The 16,262-nt window shown below is 76.1% G+C and carries 15 protein-coding genes and 2 pseudogenes; 12 read left to right on the forward strand and 5 right to left on the reverse strand.

All coding sequences use genetic code 11. The features are described from left to right. Nucleotides 1-246: 246 nt before the first annotated feature. The 3 genes and pseudogenes from KPL57_RS71840 to KPL57_RS07315 form a co-directional block, all read left to right on the forward strand. Nucleotides 247-375, forward strand: a pseudogene (locus KPL57_RS71840) (AMP-binding protein); the annotation flags it as partial. Between the two features lie 163 nt (nt 376-538). Beyond that, nucleotides 539-745, forward strand: a pseudogene (locus KPL57_RS71845) (hypothetical protein); the annotation flags it as partial. A gap of 271 nt (nt 746-1,016) precedes the next feature. Continuing rightward, nucleotides 1,017-1,976 carry a phosphopantetheine-binding protein gene (locus KPL57_RS07315; RefSeq protein ID WP_226350991.1) on the forward strand — a complete coding sequence of 320 codons (960 nt, stop codon included), beginning with the start codon at nt 1,017-1,019 and terminating at the stop codon, nt 1,974-1,976. A gap of 328 nt (nt 1,977-2,304) precedes the next feature. Here KPL57_RS07315 and KPL57_RS07320 read toward each other — a convergent pair whose 3' ends face one another. After that, the gene (locus KPL57_RS07320) at nt 2,305-2,820 is read right to left on the reverse strand and encodes a hypothetical protein (protein ID WP_226350992.1); all 516 of its coding nucleotides are present in this window, start codon (nt 2,818-2,820) and stop codon (nt 2,305-2,307) included. Nucleotides 2,821-2,939: 119 nt separating this feature from the next. On the opposite strand from KPL57_RS07320, the gene KPL57_RS07325 reads away from it, so the two are divergent. From KPL57_RS07325 to KPL57_RS07350, 7 genes are all read left to right on the forward strand, one after another. Next, nucleotides 2,940-3,104 carry a hypothetical protein gene (locus tag KPL57_RS07325; protein WP_226350993.1) on the forward strand — a complete coding sequence of 55 codons (165 nt, stop codon included), beginning with the start codon at nt 2,940-2,942 and terminating at the stop codon, nt 3,102-3,104. Further along, nucleotides 3,098-4,255, forward strand: a complete 1,158-nt coding sequence (locus tag KPL57_RS07330; RefSeq protein WP_226350994.1) for a hypothetical protein — start codon at nt 3,098-3,100, stop codon at nt 4,253-4,255. The genes KPL57_RS07325 and KPL57_RS07330 overlap by 7 nt, the downstream gene beginning before the upstream one ends. A 1,070-nt stretch (nt 4,256-5,325) precedes the next feature. After that, nucleotides 5,326-5,667 (forward strand): hypothetical protein, encoded by a 342-nt coding sequence (locus KPL57_RS07335; protein WP_226351097.1) that lies wholly within the window; start codon nt 5,326-5,328, stop codon nt 5,665-5,667. Next, nucleotides 5,664-6,077 carry a chorismate-binding protein gene (locus KPL57_RS66010; RefSeq protein WP_308252807.1) on the forward strand — a complete coding sequence of 138 codons (414 nt, stop codon included), beginning with the start codon at nt 5,664-5,666 and terminating at the stop codon, nt 6,075-6,077. Before KPL57_RS07335 ends, KPL57_RS66010 begins: the two co-directional genes overlap by 4 nt. Beyond that, nucleotides 6,074-7,102, forward strand: coding sequence for a chorismate-binding protein (locus KPL57_RS69420; RefSeq protein WP_308252808.1), 1,029 nt, complete (start codon nt 6,074-6,076; stop codon nt 7,100-7,102). Before KPL57_RS66010 ends, KPL57_RS69420 begins: the two co-directional genes overlap by 4 nt. Continuing rightward, nucleotides 7,063-8,130, forward strand: a complete 1,068-nt coding sequence (locus KPL57_RS07345; RefSeq protein WP_308252822.1) for an AMP-binding protein — start codon at nt 7,063-7,065, stop codon at nt 8,128-8,130. Before KPL57_RS69420 ends, KPL57_RS07345 begins: the two co-directional genes overlap by 40 nt. Continuing rightward, nucleotides 8,127-8,939 (forward strand): alpha/beta fold hydrolase, encoded by an 813-nt coding sequence (locus KPL57_RS07350; protein ID WP_226350995.1) that lies wholly within the window; start codon nt 8,127-8,129, stop codon nt 8,937-8,939. The genes KPL57_RS07345 and KPL57_RS07350 overlap by 4 nt, the downstream gene beginning before the upstream one ends. On the opposite strand, the gene KPL57_RS07355 is transcribed toward KPL57_RS07350, so the two are convergent. Then, the gene (locus KPL57_RS07355) at nt 8,926-9,960 is read right to left on the reverse strand and encodes an ABC transporter substrate-binding protein (RefSeq protein WP_226350996.1); all 1,035 of its coding nucleotides are present in this window, start codon (nt 9,958-9,960) and stop codon (nt 8,926-8,928) included. The genes KPL57_RS07350 and KPL57_RS07355 overlap by 14 nt on opposite strands. 130 nt (nt 9,961-10,090) lie before the next feature. Continuing rightward, on the reverse strand, nt 10,091-10,927 hold the full coding sequence (locus KPL57_RS07360; RefSeq protein ID WP_226350997.1) for a TIGR03084 family metal-binding protein: 837 nt from the start codon (nt 10,925-10,927) through the stop codon (nt 10,091-10,093). A gap of 312 nt (nt 10,928-11,239) precedes the next feature. Here KPL57_RS07360 and KPL57_RS07365 point away from each other — a divergent pair, with 312 nt between their 5' ends. After that, the gene (locus tag KPL57_RS07365; RefSeq protein WP_020625921.1) at nt 11,240-11,785 is read left to right on the forward strand and encodes an NADPH-dependent F420 reductase; all 546 of its coding nucleotides are present in this window, start codon (nt 11,240-11,242) and stop codon (nt 11,783-11,785) included. 4 nt (nt 11,786-11,789) lie between these two features. Here KPL57_RS07365 and KPL57_RS07370 read toward each other — a convergent pair whose 3' ends face one another. Both KPL57_RS07370 and KPL57_RS07375 read right to left on the reverse strand, forming a co-directional pair. Continuing rightward, on the reverse strand, nt 11,790-12,713 hold the full coding sequence (locus tag KPL57_RS07370) for a DUF5996 family protein (protein WP_226350998.1): 924 nt from the start codon (nt 12,711-12,713) through the stop codon (nt 11,790-11,792). Nucleotides 12,714-12,819: 106 nt separating this feature from the next. After that, complete coding sequence (locus KPL57_RS07375; RefSeq protein ID WP_020625919.1) at nt 12,820-13,119, reverse strand: GNAT family N-acetyltransferase; 300 nt, start codon at nt 13,117-13,119, stop codon at nt 12,820-12,822. A gap of 368 nt (nt 13,120-13,487) precedes the next feature. Between KPL57_RS07375 and KPL57_RS07380 the strand changes: the two genes are divergently transcribed. Next, entirely contained in the window at nt 13,488-16,229 is a 2,742-nt protein-coding gene (locus KPL57_RS07380; protein WP_226350999.1) for a LuxR family transcriptional regulator, read from the forward strand. Nucleotides 16,230-16,262: the final 33 nt, after the last annotated feature.

Below are 16,262 nucleotides of genomic sequence, written 5' to 3' on the forward strand. Positions count from 1 at the left end.
TGCGGCCTACGTGCCGTTGGAGTTGGACCACCCCCCGACGAGCGGCTGGCCGAGGTGCTCGCCGCCTCGGGGACGACGCTGCTGGTGACGTCGCGGGGGTGGCCGCACGGTTCGACGGTGCGGTGGAGCAGGTGCGCCTGGACGAGACCGGTCTGTTCGACGGTGTCCCGGACACACCGCTGACCCACGAGGAGCTGGGGTCGTTCGCACCCGGCAACCCTGGGCCGGCTCGACCACCCTGCGTACGTGATCTTCACGTCGGGGTCCACGGGCAAGCCGAAGGGTGTCGTCACTCCGTTCCGTGGGTTGACGAACATGCAGGTCAACCACCGCGCGAGATCTTCGCCCCGACGATCGAGGCGGCGGGCGGACGGGTGCTGCGGATCGCGACACACGGTGTCGTTCGCCTTCGACATGTCGTGGAGGAGCTCCTGTGGCTGGTCGAGGGCCACGAGGTGCACGTGTGCGACGAGGAACTGCGTCGCGACGCGGAACGGCTCGTCGAGTACTGCGGCGAGCACCGGTCGACGTGGTGAACGTGACCCCGACCTATGCCCATCCCCTGTTCGCCGCGGGCTTGTTGGACGCCCCGCACGTGCCGCCGCTGGTGCTGCTCGGTGGCGAGGCGGTGCCGGAGTCGGTGTGGTCGCGGTTGCGTGACACCGAGGGGACGTGGGGCTACAACCTCTACGGGCCGACCGAGTACACGATCAACACCCTCGGCGCGGGCACCACCGACAGCGCGACGTCGACCGTCGGCACGGCGATCACCAACACCGTCGCGCACGTCCTCGACGGCCGCTGCGGCCGGTGCCCGACGGCGTCGTCGCGAGCTCTACATCGCCGGAACCGGACTGGCCCCTCGGCTACTGGACCGGCCGGACTCGACGGCGGAGCGGTTCGTCGCCGACCCCGTGGACCCCGGTGGCCGATGTACCGGGCCGGTGACCTGGTGCGGCGCCGCGGCGACGGGAACCTGGACTTCCTCGGCCGCAGCGACGACCAGGTGAAGATCCGTGGCTACCGGGTGGAACCGGCGGAGGTCGAGACCGCGCTGGGCGCGGTGGAGGGGGTCGACCAGGCCGCCGTCCGTCATCCGCACGACCGGGACGACGAAGCGGCTCGCGGCCTACCTGGTCGGCGACCCCGACCCGGAGACGGTCCGCGACGCGGTGGCCCGCGTGCTGCCCGACTACATGGTGCCCACCCTGTGGGCGGTGGTCGACGCGCTGCCGCTGACGGTCAACGGCAAGCTCGACACCGGTGCGCTGCCCGAGCCCGAACCGATCGCGCACCGCGCCTCCCGCGCCCCCCGCACCCCGCTCGAACAGCGGCTGTGCGCGATCGTCGCCGCCGTCCTCGGACTCGACACGGTCGGCATCGACGACGACTTCTTCGGCCTCGGCGGCGACAGCCTCGGCGCCATCGACATCGCCGCCACTGCCCGGCGCGAGGGCATCGAGCTGCGCGTACGGGACCTGCTCGTCGCCGGGACGGTCGCCGCGGTCGCGGCGGCGCTCGACGCCGGCGAGGGCGAGGGCGAGGGCGGTGACACAGCCGGTACCGCCGGCACGGTCGGTGCCGGGGGCATCGGCCACCCCGGCCGCCGACGAGCCCGGCACCGCGCCGCTCACTCCGGTCCTGTCCTGGCTGGGATCCGTGGGCGGCCCGGTCGCCGGCCGGGCACAGGCGGTGCTGGTCACCACCCCCGCCGGGTTCGACGCCGACGACCTCACCGCGCTGGCCGACGCCCTGGTCACCCGGCACCCGGTCCTGCACTCGGCCCTGGAGACCGACGCGGACGGGCGCTGGACGGGCCTGCAGATCCTCCCCGCGCCGCGACGCCGACCCGCTGCGCTGGTCCGGCGGGTTCCCGTCGACCCGGCCGCCGGGGCGACGCACTCACACCCGCGCCGTCGCCGACGCGACCCGCACCGCCCGCGACGAGCTCGACGCGGGACCCGGCGGGATGCTGAGGCTGCTCTGGTTCGACCGCGGCACCGAACCGGGACGGCTCGCGGTCCGTGGCGCACCACCTCGCCGTGGACGGCACGTCCTGGCGGGTGCTCGCCGAGGACATCGCGACCCACGGCACCGGACCGAACCGGCCCCGGAGGCCACCGGCTTCGCCGCGTTCGCCGCGCGGCTGCGGGCCCACGGCGCCGGACCACAGGTCACCGCGGAGACCGGCTTCTGGAGCGAGACCCTCGCCTCGTCGGCCCTGCTGCCGGCGCTGCGGCCCCGCGGCCACCGGGACACCCACGCCGACCCTCCGGCAGACCGTCGTGACCGGCCCGGACGTCGTCAACCACGCTCGCCGGGCTGCACGGCGCCGGCGCCGAGGCGGTGCTGCTCGCCGTCCTCGGGGAGGCGCTCACCGTCACCGCGCCGGACGGCCCGCTGCTGGTCGACCTCGAACACCACGGCCGCGCCGAGGAGCTCGGGGACGACATCGACCTCGCCCGGACGGTGGGCTGCCTCACCGTGCTCGCCCCGGTCCCGGTGCGCGGCACCCCCGGCCCCGGAGGTACCCGACGCGGCTCCCGCGATCGCCAGGGCCCGCGACGCCGTCGCCGCACCGCCCGGGCGCGGCCTGGGCTGGGGCCTGCTGCGGTACCCGGCCGACGGCACGGCCCGGGTCACCGGCCCGGGAGCGGAGGTCGCGCTCAACTGGCTCGGTCGCACCACCCGGCCCGCCGGGGACCGCGAGCGGCGGCTGGGAGCCTCGCCCCCGAGCAGACCGCGGTACGGGTCGGACCCGCGCCCGGCGTGCGGGTCGCGCACTCGCTCGTCGTCCGACGTGCTGCTGCGCGACACCATCGACGGCCCCGTCCTGGAGTCGACCTTTGCCCACCCCACCGCGTCCTCGACGCCGGCACGGTCGACCGGGTCGCGCAGCGCTGGGCCGAGGTCCTCATGACCTGGTCGGTGCGTGGCTGATGGCGTCCCTGCTGGTCGACGTCAGCCCGCTGCGCGAGGACCGGACGTTCCGCAACCTGTTCGTCGCCCGGACCATCCTGCTGTTCGGGGTCGGGATCGTCGCGGTCACCGTGCCGCTGGAGGTCTACGGCCGCACCGGCTCCACCCCGGTCGTCGGATGGTGACCGCGATCGAGTCGGTGGCGTTCGTCGTCGGCTACCTCGGCGGCGGGGTCCTCGCCGACCGGGTCGACCGCTGGCTCCTGGTGCGCGTCACCTGGCTGATCAGCGGGACGACGTTCGCCGGGCTCGCGGTGAACGCCGCCTGGATCGGGTCGACCCCGTTGACCCGCCGCACTGGTCGCCGCGAACGGCTGTCCGGCGCCACCTGCATCACCGCGATGCTCGCCGTGACCCCGTCCATCGTGGACCGGGCCAAGCTGCACGCGGTCGGGGCGTTGAACACCGTGTCGGCTGCGACTCGGCGCGGTGGTCGCCCCGGCCGTCGGCGGCATCGTGTTCGCGTCGCCTCCGCCGCCTGGAACTACACCGCCGGCGCACTCGCCGCCGCCGTGACCTGGGTGCTGCTCATGGTCGCGCCGCCACCGGGCCGGGGACGGACGACCGCGGCCGCCGCGGCCGGTCCGGACGGCGACCGGCCCGACGCGGCGGCCGGCGCGGGCGGCGGAGACGGCGCACCGCAGGAACCGGTGGAGAGCCCGCTGGCCGCCCTGCGCTCCGGTGCCCGGTTCGCGGTCCGCGAGCCGGTGGTGTTCGGCGTGATGGTCGCCGGTCTCGTCGGATTGTCGGCGGAGGCTCGTTCGTGCTGGTCCCGGCCTTCGTCGAGGCCCGCTTCGGCGGCTCGTCCACCGTCGTCGGCCTCATGTACTCGGCACTCGCGGCCGGGGTGGTGCTCGCTCGCTGGGCAGCGGCTGGGTCCGGCGCAGCCCGCGCCCCGGCCGGCTCCTGCTGGCCCTGATGTCCTCTGCTACGCCTGCTACGCGCTGGCCGGCGCCGCACCGACCGTCGCGCTGGTCCTCGCCGCCCTGGTCGCCGCCGGCGCGACGAACGCGATCGAGGAGGTGCTGCGCTACACCCTGCTGCAGCTCCGCACCCCCGACGCCCTGCTGGGCCGGGTGAACAGCCTGTTCGCCGCCCAGGCCATGACCGGCGCCGCGATCGGCGCCGTCGTCGCCGGGTTCGTCGGCGGCGTCGTCGGCGACGGCGACGCGCTCTGGGTCTACAACACCGTCACCGGTCTGGTCGCCGCCGCGACCGGACTGCTGCTCGGACCGCTGCGCCGGGTCACCCGCGCATCCATCGAGGAGGAACGATGATCTTCGTCGGCGACGGCGCCCTGCTGTGGCGCGCCGTCCGGCACGCCCGGGCCGACGGCCACCCCGTCGACCTCGTCTGCCACGGGCCCCCGCACCACCCCACCGCCGGGTTCGACCCGGCGCCGCCCGCGAGGTCCGCAGCGGAGCCGACCTCGACGCGCTCGCCGGCGAGCTCGCCGAGCGGTGCACCGACGGCCTGCTGTGGTCGATCGACAACCCGTTCCTGTTCCGGGAGAAGGTACTGGCCTCGGGGCTGCGGCTGCTCAACGTGCACGGAGGGCCGCTGCCGTCCTACCGCGGCCTCCCTCCGGTGACGGCCGCCTACGCCGTGCTGCACGGCGAGACCAGCTTCGCCCGCGACCCTGCACGAGATCGACGCCGGTATCGACACCGGCCCGGTGCTGGCCGAGGCGCGGTTTCCCCGTCGACGCCGACGCGTGCTGGAGGACGTGCTGTCCGACCTCGTCGAGGCCGCGCACCGGCGTTCACCGAGAACCTCGGCGCGGTCGTCGACGGCACCGCCGGACCGGCCCGCCGGCCCGAGGGCGAACCCGGCTACTACGGGCTCGCCGAGGACTCGCACTCGCCGGGATGCGGGACCACCCCCGCTACGACCAGGCCACCGACCTGGGGATGTTCGCCGACTACTACCCCGACGCCGCGACGGCCTGGGGCCGCTGAGCCGGCCGTCCCACCTGCCCGTCGACGCCCGGCCCACCACGCCCCGGCACCCCACGACGACCCCCACCCCGGTGGCACGAGCGCCGGCCCGAAGGAGAACCGACCATGTCCACGACCACCGAGGCGGCCGGCCCGCCGCGCACCCAGCCCGCCCCCACCGATCCGACCCGCAGCGCCCGCCGATCGCACGCCTGCCGACCGCACCGCCACCGACCGCACCGCCACCGACCGCACCGCCACCGACCCACCGCCACCGACCGCACCGCGCCAACGACCGCCATCGCCGCCGCGCCACCGCCGTCGCCGCACGGTGCCCGACTCGGACCCCTACGTGCTCTACGAGCGCGGCGAGGACGTGTTTCCTGGCCGCGGGCACCGCCGCCGAGATCGTGCTGGGTCCCGACGGCCTGACCGTCACCGCGCCCACCGGCACCCGGCACGAGCCGCTCGGCGCGGACCCGCTCGGCCAGGTCTCCGCCGCCCTCGCCGAGGTCGGCGGCACCGTGTGGCAGGCGTTCGGCTGGGCGTCGTTCGAGCTGGCCCACCTCCTGCACGGCGGGGAGCTCCCCGCGGACAACCGCACCCTGCTGCACCTGCTGCTTCCCCTCCACACCGCGCACCTGCACCCCGGCGGCGTGGACGTCGACACCGCCGACGACGCCGTCGCACGGGCCTGGCGCGACGCGATCCTCGGTGCCGGGCACGCAGCACCCCGCACCGGCCGGCGGTGACCGTCGACGAGTCCGCCCGCGCCGAGGCCTACCGCGGCTCGGTGGCCGCCGCCGTCGCCGAGATCGGCGAGGACCGCTTCCGCAAGGTCATCCTGTCCCGCACCGTCCCGGTCACCGAGCCGGTCGACCTGCCCGCCACCTACCGGCACGGCCGGGCGCACAACACCCCGGCCCGCTCGTTCCTGCTGCGCCTCGGTGGGCTGGAGGCGGCCGGGTTCAGCCCGGAGACCGTCGTCGAGGTCGCCGCGGACGGGACCTTCTCCACCCAGCCGCTCGCCGGCACCCGGGCCCGGTCCGGCGAGCCGGAACGCGACGCCGAGCTGTCCGACGAGCTGCGGCGCGACCCCCAAGGAGATCTACGAGCACGCGGTGTCGGTCCAGGTCGCCCAGGACGAGGTGGTGCGAGGTGAGCGACCCGGACGCCGTCGTCGTGGAGGAGTTCATGCGGGTGGTCGAGCGCGGCAGCGTGCAGCACCTCGCGTCCCGCGTCCGCGGCAGGCTCCGGCCCGGCGCCACCGCCTGGGACGCGCTGGGACGGCTGTTCCCCGCGGTCACCGCGTCCGGGCTGCCGAAGGCCCCGGCGTGCGCGGCGATCAGCCGCCACGAGGGAGCACGCGGCCTCTACAGCGGCGCGGTGCTGACCGTCGACCACACCGGTGCGCTCGACGCGGCGCTCGTGCTGCGCGCCATCTACCGCGCGCAGGGCCGGACCTGGCTGCGGGCCGGGCCGGCATCGTCGGCGCGTCCACCCCGAACGGGAGCTGGAGGAGACCCGGGAGAAGCTGCGCAGCGTCAGCCGGTTCCTGGTCGGAGAGGAGACGACGTGACCGTGCTCATCGACGGGGCGCTCGGCTGGCCCGACGCGGACGTGGAGCGCTACCGGCGGGAGGGCTACTGGGGCGAGGACACCCTCGGCGACCTGCTGGGACAGTGGGCCGGCCGGTACGGCGACGCCGTCGCCGTCGTCGCGGGGCCCAGCCGGCGGACCTACGCCGAGCTGGACCGGGCCGCGGACGCTCGCGCCCGCTCGCTGCGGGCACTCGGCATCGCCGAGGGCGACCGCGTCGTGGTGCACCTGCCCAACACCGCCGAGTTCCCGGTGACCCTGTTCGGGCTGCTGCGGGCCGGGGCGGTGCCGGTGCTGACCCTGCCCGCGCACCGGCAGGCCGAGATCGAGCACCTCGCCGCGCTCTCCGGGGCCGTCGCCTACGTCGGACCCGACGTCGTCGAGGGCTTCGACCACCGCGAGCTCGCACTGCAGGTGGCGAAGGCGGTCCCCTCGTTGCGGCACCTCCTCGTCGACGGCGAACCGCTGCCGGGACGACCGCGATCGCCGACCTGCCCGCCGGCACCGCCGAGCCGCTCCCGCGGCCCGACCCCGGACAGGTCGCGGTCCTGCTCGTCTCCGGCGGCACCACGGGCAAGCCGAAGCTGATCCCGCGCACCCACCGCGACTACGCCTACAACGCCCGGGCCAGCGCCGAGGTCTGCGCGCTGACCGCCGACGACGTCTACCTCGCCTGCCTGCCGCTGGCGCACAACTTCCCGCTGGCCTGCCCGGGCCTGCTCGGCGCCCTCGGGGTCGGGGCCACGGTCGTCCTCGCGCCGGTCCCGAGCCCCGACGTCACCCTCGGGCTGGTCGCGGCCGAGGGCGTCACGGTCACCGCGATGGTGCCGCCGCTGCTGCGGCTCTGGGCCGACCTCGCCGGCGACGGCCGCGGGTCCTGGGACCTGTCGACCCTGCGCCTGGTCCAGGTCGGCGGGGCCAAGTGCGACGCGACGCTCGCCCGCCGGGTCCGCCCCGAGCTCGGCGCCGCCGTGCAGCAGGTCTTCGGGATGGCCGAGGGGCTGCTGAACTACACCCGGCTCGACGACCCCGACGACCTCGTCGCGGTCAGCCAGGGGCGCCCGCTCAGCCCGGCCGACGAGGTCCGGGTCGTCGACCGCGCCGGCACCGACGTCGCGGAGGGGACGGCGGGGGAGCTGTGGACCCGCGGCCCGTACACGCTGCGGGGCTACTACCGGGCCCGCGAGCACGACGCGACGTCGTTCACCCCGGACGGCTACTACCGCACCGGCGACCTGGTGCGCCGCCTCCCGACCGGGCACCTCGTCGTCGAGGGCCGGATCAAGGACGTCGTGAACCGCGGCGGCGAGAACGTCGCGGCCACCGAGCTGGAGGAGCACCTGCTGGCGCACCCGGACATCGCCGGCGCGGCCGTCATCGGCATCCCGGACGACGACCTGGGCGAGGCGGTGTGCGCGGTGATCGTCCCGGCACCCGGTGCGACCCCGCCGAAGCGGCGTCACCTGCGCACCTTCCTGACCGAGCGCGGGCTGGCCCGCTTCATGTCCCCGGACCGGGTCGTCGTCCGGGACGACCTGCCGCTCACCGCCGTCGGTAAGATCGACAAGCGGGCACTGGGTGCGCTGCTCGCCGCCGAGAGCGAGGTGCGCGGATGACGGTCACGACCCTCAACGGCATCCGGCTGTCCTGGACCGACCACGGAGGCGACGGCCCGCCCGTCGTCCTGGTGATGGGCACCGGCAGCCCGGGACGGGTCTGGCAGACCCACCAGGTTCCCGCGCTCCGCGAGGCCGGCCACCGCGTCGTGACCCTCGACAACCGGGGCATCCCGCCGACCGACGAGTGCGCGCACGGGTTCACCGTCGACGACATGGCTGCCGACGTGCTCGCCCTGGTCACCCACCTCGACGCGGGCCCGGCGGCGCTCGTCGGCACCTCGCTCGGCTCCCGCGTCGTGATCGAGGCGGCGCTGGCCCGGCCGGACCTGGTCACCCGGGTCGTCGCGATGGCCGCGCACGCCCGGCTCGGCCCCGTGCAGCGGGCGATCACCGCGGGCGAGATCGCACTCGCCGACGCCGGGGTCGAGCTGCCCGAGGACTACCACGCCGCGGTGTCCGCGTTGCAGTACCTGTCGCCGTCGACCCTGCGTGCCGACCGGGAGGCCCAGGACTGGCTCGACGTCCTGGCGTTCGCCGGGGCGGGGGTGTCCAAGGGACACCGGGCCCAGCTGCAGGTGTCGATGGACCTGGGGGACCGGACCGAGGCCTACCGGGCGCTCGCCGTGCCGCTGCTGGTGCTCGCCTTCGCCGACGACGCCGCGATCCCACCGCACCTGAGCCGCGAGGTCGCCGACGCCGTGCCCGGTGCCCGGTACGTCGAGATCGCCGACGCCGGGCACTACGGCTACCTCGAGCGGCCCGCCGAGGTGAACCGGGCGACGGTCGCGTTCCTCAGCGGCCGGTAGCGGGCGCGGCGGCCACCCGCTCCAGCGCCGGGCGCAGCCGGTCGAGGAGCCAGCCGGTGGACACCACGTTCGGTGCCTGCAGCGCGATCGCCTCGTCGAGGCCGATCGGGACGTAGGTCGTGCGGGCCAGCGCCCGCGCGACCACCGGGTTGCCCTCGAACCGCCGACGGTCGGCCGGGGTCGGGAAGCTCATGACGACCAGGTCGGCCTCGGCCAGGCGACCCGCCTCCTCGTAGGACAGCGCGACCGTGCCGGGGGCGACCTCGTCACCGGCGGGCGGGTCGGTGGCGAAGGTCGGCGGCAGGCCCAGCCCGAGCGCGCGGGTCAGCGCGGTGGACTGGTTCGCGGGGTCGACGATGACCGGGATGACGTCGCCCCGTGCCTGTCCGACCAGCACCGACCGGCCGGCGAGGCCGGGCAGCTGGGCCCGCAGCGCGGCGACGGCGCCGTCGGCCCGCGCCACCAGCTCCTCGGCCCGCTCCGGTGCCCCGAGGGCCGCGCCGATCCGCCGGGCGTCGTCCTCCATCGGGGCGCCGAACAGCACGTCGCGGTAGACGACGGTCGGGGCGATCGCGCTCAGGCGCTCGTAGGCGTCGCGGTCGGTGACCAGGTAGGACGACACGGCCAGGATGACGTCCGGGCGGTACGCCGCGATCCGCTCCAGCGACAGCGGCTCCAGCTCACTGATCGTCAGCACCCCGTCCGGGAACGGCGCGAGGTAGGGCGCCTGCGGCTGCGACTCCCCGGCGTTGCGCAGGCCACCGACGACGTCCGCCCCGAGCGCCCTGGCGACCGCGACGTCGGCCGACCCCAGCGCGACGACCCGCTGCGGACGGGCCGGGATCGTCGTCGTCCCGAAGGCGTGGTCCAGCGTCAGCGGGAACGCGGCGTCCGCGCCCTGCGGCCCGGCCGCCTGCGGTGCGGCGGAGCATCCGGCGACGAGCAGCACGGTCGCGACGACGAGTGCGACGACGGTGGCGACGACCGACGAGCGGGCCGGGCCGAGCGATGGGGTGTGCACGGTCCGACAGTCGTCCGCGGGCGGCTCCCGGTTCCGGCGAGCGGCGTTCCCCACACCCGCGGCGCCCGTCCGCGTGCGATGTCCCCCGGCGGAGCGGGGTCGCCGCGCCCGTTGCGCCCCGGCGCTCGGGTCACGCGGGTCCTCCCGTGGGCGTCCGGGTCGGCGCCGGGAAGGCGGCCGCGACGGCGCCGGGGGCGCGGCCGGGGCCGGGCGTGTCGGCGAAGGTCTGGGCGATCGCGACCCACTCCGCGGCCACCGGACCGGTCGTGGTCACGTCGGTGTCCTCGACGTGCCGGCGCTGGGTGGCGACCAGGCAGAAGCCGAGCGCGGAACCGGTGACCCGGTCCGCGGCGTCCTCCGGGCCCCAGGTCCACGAGGCGCCGGAGGGGGCGAGCAGCTCGACCCGCACGGGCACCTGCGGGACCTCGCGGCCGTTGTTGCGGAAGGTGAAGCCGAAGGTCTGCACGCCGAGGTGGGCGACGTGGCGCAGCCGGTCCGTCGGCTCCCGGAGCACCCCGAGCGCGTCGGCGACATCCTGGCCGTGCGCCCAGGTCTCCATCAGCCGGGCGGTGACCGAGGACAGGGCACTCATGTCGGGCCCGTACCAGGGCAGCCGGGTCTTCGGCTCGATGCCGCGGAACGTGCCGACGAGGGCGTCGCGGGCCCCGGCGAACCACGCCCGGACCTCCTCCGCCCCGAGCCCGGCGTGGTCCGCGGCGACCCGGTCGGGGAAGCCGGGACCCAGCTCCCGCAGCGCGGCCGCCCGCGACCGGAAGGTCTCCGGGTCCGTCGCGGCGAGGGCGGCGGCCTCGTCGAAGTAGGCGAGATGGGTGAGCTGGTCGCGGACGCTCCAGCCCTCGGCCGGGGTCGGCGCGCCGATCCCGGCGTCGTCGAGGTCGGCGACCATCGCCCGGACGACCGCGCTCTCGGCCTCCAGGTCGTCGAGGACCGCGTCCATGGACACCATGGTCAGATGCTCTCCTGCCGGACGGGCGCGCCGTAGGTCACGTCGCTCGTGTCGGGCCGTCACCTCGCTGCCACGGCCTGCGGATCATGGTGGACCGTGTCGAGGACATCGGGAAGTACAGAGGAGGACATCGGGAAGCACGGACGACCGATTGCGTGACCGATCCCCGGGGACCGCGCCCTTCGTAACGTCACCGCCGGGTCGCCCGTCCCGCACCTCGGCACGCGACAGCGCGACGGGAGGCCCCCGCGGCGACCGATCGCCCGGCTGGTGCACCGGGCCCGCCACGGTCCCGGTGGGAGAGGGGTAGACGTGAGGATCACGATCCTGGGACGCGGCACCGTCGGCGGCGGCCTGGCCGCGCTCTGGTCGGCCGCCGGGCACACCGTCACCGGTCTGGGCCGCGACGGTGGTGACGCGACCGGGGCCGACGTGCTCGTCGTCGCCGTCCCCGGAGACCAGGTCGCCGACGCGCTGGGCCGGACGACCGGGATCGCCGGCGTCCCCGCGATCGACGCCACCAACGTCTACGGACCGCGCGACCCGGAGCACGAGTCGAACGCGCACCTCGTCCGCTCCCGGACGGGCGGGCCCGTCGCGAAGTCCTTCTGCGCGAACTTCGCGTCCGAGTACCCGCGCCTGGCGACACAGACCACGCCCCCGGGCAACCTGGTGGCGGCCGACCCCGCGATCCGCACGCTCGTCGACCGGCTCAACCGGGACGCGGGGTTCGACCCGATCCACGTCGGCGGCCTGGAGGCGGCCCGGGCGATCGAGGACGCCGGCCCGTTGCTGATCGCGATCGCCCGCAACGGGACCGGCCCGTTCTTCTACCGGATCACCCCGACCGCCGGTTAGGCGGTCACGCCCAGCGGAGCGGGTCGTCCTCCAGCGCGGAGCGGTCCCAGTGCCCGAGGTCCGCAGCCGCCTCGTAGGTCGTGCGGAGGAACTCGGCGACCGCGCGGTCCGGGTCGGGTGCGGCGCGGGCGACCTCGTAGGGCAGCAGGAACTGCTGGAAGTCCGGGCTGTAGAAGGCACCGTCGGGGCCGACCGGGGCCTCGGCGAAGCCGTCGGGCGCGGGGTAGGCATAGGAGTAGAAGGCGCCCTCCTCGCCGCCACCGGGCCAGAACCCGCAGCTGGACAGCTCCCGCGAGTAGCCCTCGACCATGACCCAGTCGCCGCAGTTGGGCACCCCGCCCGGGTGCGCCGGCGCCGGCCTCCCGGAGAAGCGGGTGCAGGCCATGTCCATGCTGCCCCAGAAGAAGTGCACCGGGCTGACCTTGCCGACGAAGTGCGCCCGGAACTCACCGAGCACGCGGTTCACCTGCAGCAGCTGCCGCCAGAACAGGGTGGCGGCCTCGGCGTCGTAGGAGGCGTGGGTGAGGTCCTCGGCGAACGGGATCGCCGGGTCGACCTCGTTGGGGTGCGGCCGGATCGGTGCGGAGATGCCGAGCCGGCCGAGCACGTCCAGGACGGCGCCGTAGAACTCGGCCACCGACATCGGCGCCAGGTCGAAGCCGAGCGCGCCGCCGTCGCTGCTGCGGACCTCGAGCCGGTGGCCGAGCAGGTCGAGCTCGATCTCGAAGGCCCCGGTGCCGTACGGGACGGCCGACGTCGTCAGGCCCCGCGCGCTCGGGTACAGGGTCACCTGCCACCAGTGGTTGATCAGCGGGGCGTGTGCCATCCTGATCTTGCCCACGATCTGGGTCCACATGTGCAGGGTCTCGCGGGTGGCGGTCCAGTCCGCCACGCGCAGGCTCGGCCAGCTCGTCGTCGTGCTGCTCATCGGTCTCCTCGTGGATCGGCCGGACCGGGGTCGCGTTCCCGGTCCCGGCGGTGACGCGGCCCGTGGTGGTGTCCACCGGGGCCGCGGATGTGGCGCCGGCGACCGGTCAGTCGGTGACCCTGCTGGTCGCCCGGTACTCGAGGTGGGCGAGCTCGGGATGGCGCGCCAGCCAGGCAGCGACGAACGGGCAGATCGCGAGTACCCGCAGCCCGTCGGCCTGCGCCGACGCGATGCCCTCGCGGGCCAGCGCCGATCCCACCCCGCGTCCCTCGAAGGCCGGGTCGACCTCGGTGTGCACGAAGGCGACGAGCTCCGGTGTGCGTACGTACGCGGCGACGCCGGCGAGCGTCGTGCCGTCGTGGGCCTCGAACCGGTTCGCGGAGCGGTTGTCGGTGACGACGATCATGTGGGGCCTCTCTCCGTGGTCGCCCGTCGACCGGGCCGGCGGTACTCGGGGGTGGTCCGGGGCCGGGACCCCGCCCGCGCCCCGGATCATCGAGGCGAGGTGGGTCAGGCTATCGGTCACGTTCGCGCTGCCGCGGTCGACGACCGGGTTCGACGCCGGTCGCGCGGAACACCGGTGACGTCGGGACCCCCGCACGTCCCGGGCGCATCGGTGGGGGCGGGTCGGATCACCCGGCGAGTGTCGGGTCCGGCCGGTCCCGGCGGATCGGTCGCCGGATCGGTCACCGGACGATCCGGACGACGCGGCTACGGTGGTCCGACGGATCCGCCGTGCCACGGGGAGCAGGCGGGACGAGGCTGCGGGGGGTCATGGAGCTGTTCGGACGGCGTGCCGAGACCGCGGCACTGGAGCGGCTGCTGGCACGCGCGGCCGACGGCGCGGGTGCGGCGCTCGTGCTGTGGGGGGAGCCGGGGATCGGCAAGACCGCACTGGTCGACCACGTCGTCGAGGCCGCGTCCGGGGTCACGGTGCTGCGGACCAGGGGCACCCGGATGGAGACGGGGCTCGCCTTCGGCGCACTGCACGCGCTGCTCTGGCCGGTCCTCGACCGGCTCGACGCGCTCCCGGACCCGCAGGCCGCCGCACTGCGCGGCGCGCTCGGGATCAGCCGGGACCCGGCCAACCGCTTCCTCATCGGCGCGGCCGTGGTGTCGCTGCTCTCCGGCCTGGCCCGGGACCGGCCGGTGCTCGTCGTCGTCGGCGCCGCGCAGTGGGTCGACGAGGCGACCGCGCACTGTCTGGGCTTCCTCGCGCGTCGGGTGCGGACCGAGCCGGTCGTGGTGATCCTGACCGACCACGCCGACCCGGCCCAGGGGCCCTGGGAGGGGGTGCCGGCGCTGGAGGTCGTGGGACTCGCCGACGACGACGCCCGCCGGCTGGTCGCCGCCGCCGTCCCCGACGCCGACGAGGCCCTCGTCGACGACACGGTCGCGATGGCGGCGGGCAACCCGCTCGCGCTGCAGGAGCTGCCCACCGTCGGGCGCGAGGCCGACGACGAGGCGTTCGGGGAGCCGATGCCGGTGGGGCCCCGGCTGCGGCGGGCGTTCTGCGCCCGCGCCGAGGCCCTGAAGCCGGCCACCCGGGCGTTGCTGCTGCTGGCGGCCGCGGAGGGGCGGGGCGACCGGCACGTCGTCGACCGGGCCGGGGCCGGGTGGGGTGTCGACGCCTCCACCTGGGACGAGGCGCTGCGCTCCGGCCTGCTGCACGCCTCGGGCACACGTGTCCGGTTCCGCCACCCGCTGGTCCCGGCCGCCCTCTACGACGGCGCCCCCGTCACCGACCGCCGGGCCGCGCACCGGGCGCTGGCCGCGGCGCTGCCGGCCGAGGACGTCGAGCACCGCGCCTGGCACCTGGCGGCCGCCGCGGACGGCCCCGACGAGGACGTCGCGGCGCTGCTGGAGCAGGCGGCCGCCAGGTGCCTGGAGCGCAGCGCCGGTCCACTGGCGGCACGCACGCTGCGGCGGGCGGCCGACCTGTCGCCGGACCCCGCGGACGCCGCGCGCCGGCTGGCGGTCGCCGCCCGCGCCGCCTGGGGCGCCGGCGACGCCGAGGGAGCCCGGCGACTGCTCGACGACGCCGAGCGCCGGGGCGGGGCGGAGCCCGTCGTGCGGTACAGCGGCGGGCTGCGCGGGATCCTCGAGTTCACCACGGGTCTCTCCGAACGCGCCCACCACTACCTGGTGGGGGACATGGCCGTCGTCGCGGGGACCCGCACGGCGATGGAGCTGGGTACGGTGGCGGCCCGCGCGGCGTGGTCGGCGGGCCGCCCGGACCTGCAGCAGGCGGCGCTGCAGCGGCTGCTCGCCCTCGACCCCGGCGGCGTCCCGGAGCTGGCACCGGTCATGCCGACACTGCGGGCCTGGTGGGCTTGCTACGACGGGACCGGCCGGGCGGCCGGGTCGCTCCCGGCCCCGGACGCGGCCACCGTCGGCCTGCTCGGGACCGTGCCGTGGGAGCTGCTGCCGCCCGTGCCGCTGGTCCAGGCCTGCGGGGTCGAGGGGCCGCTGCACGACGTGCTGCGGGTACAGGCCGCGCAGCTGCGGCGGCGGCACGAGTTCGCCGCGCTCGCGATGGTGCTCGCACAGAGCGCGGTCCTCGACGCCGCGGCGGGCCGGTGGGAGACCGCCGAGGCCGGCGCCACCGAGGGCCTGCGGCTGGCCGAGGAGGTGGGGGCGAACCACGTGGCGAGCCAGTGCCGGCTCTGTCTGGCGAACCTGGCCGCAGCCCGCGGCGACGCCCCCGGCCTGGAGGAACACACCACCCGGGCACTGGCCGTCTCGGTCCGGCAGGAGGTGCGCGCGCTCACCGCGTCGGTGTACTGGGTGCGCGGCCGGGCGGCGCTGTTCGACGGCAGGCCCCGCGAGGCCCTGCACCACCTGATGCCGCTCGACGAGCCCGGCCACGAGGCCGCACACCCCACCTTCGCACTGCTCGCCGCCCCGGACACCGCCGAGGCCGCGACGCAGGAGGGGCGCACGGAGACGGCCTCGGCCCGGCTGGCGGCCGTCGAGACGTGGGCCGGGCGGACCGATGCCCACTGGGCCCGCGCCGCTGCGCACCGTCTGCGCGGCCTCGCCGCAGGCGGGCCGGACACGGAGGCCGCGTACCGGGCCGCGCTCGACGGCGCGGGTGCCGCTCCGGATCCGTTCGAGCGGGCCCGTACCCGGCTGCTGTACGGCGAATGGCTCCGTCGGGTCCGCCGTCGCGCCGACGCCCGGCACGAGCTCGCCGGGGCGGCCGAGGCCTTCGGCCGCCTCGGCGCGGAGCCGCTGCGGGCGCGGGCGCTGCGGGAGCTGGGGCTGGCCGCGCAGTCCGGGGTGCGGCACGAGCCGGCCGCCGCCGGGCTCACCGCCCAGGAGCTGCGGGTCGCCCGGCTGGCCGCCGAGGGGCTCACCAACCGGGAGATCGCGGCCCGGCTGCTGATCAGCCACCGCACGGTCGGGCACCACCTGGGCAGCGTCTACCCCAAGCTCGGCGTCACCTCCCGGGCCGAGCTCGCGCGGATCGACATGGCGGGCGACCTGAGGTTCCGCACCCCCGGGCACGAGTGACCCGGACCGCCGGCCCGTCGCCGGGCGGCGGAG

This window comes from Pseudonocardia sp. ICBG601 (assembly GCF_020496245.1).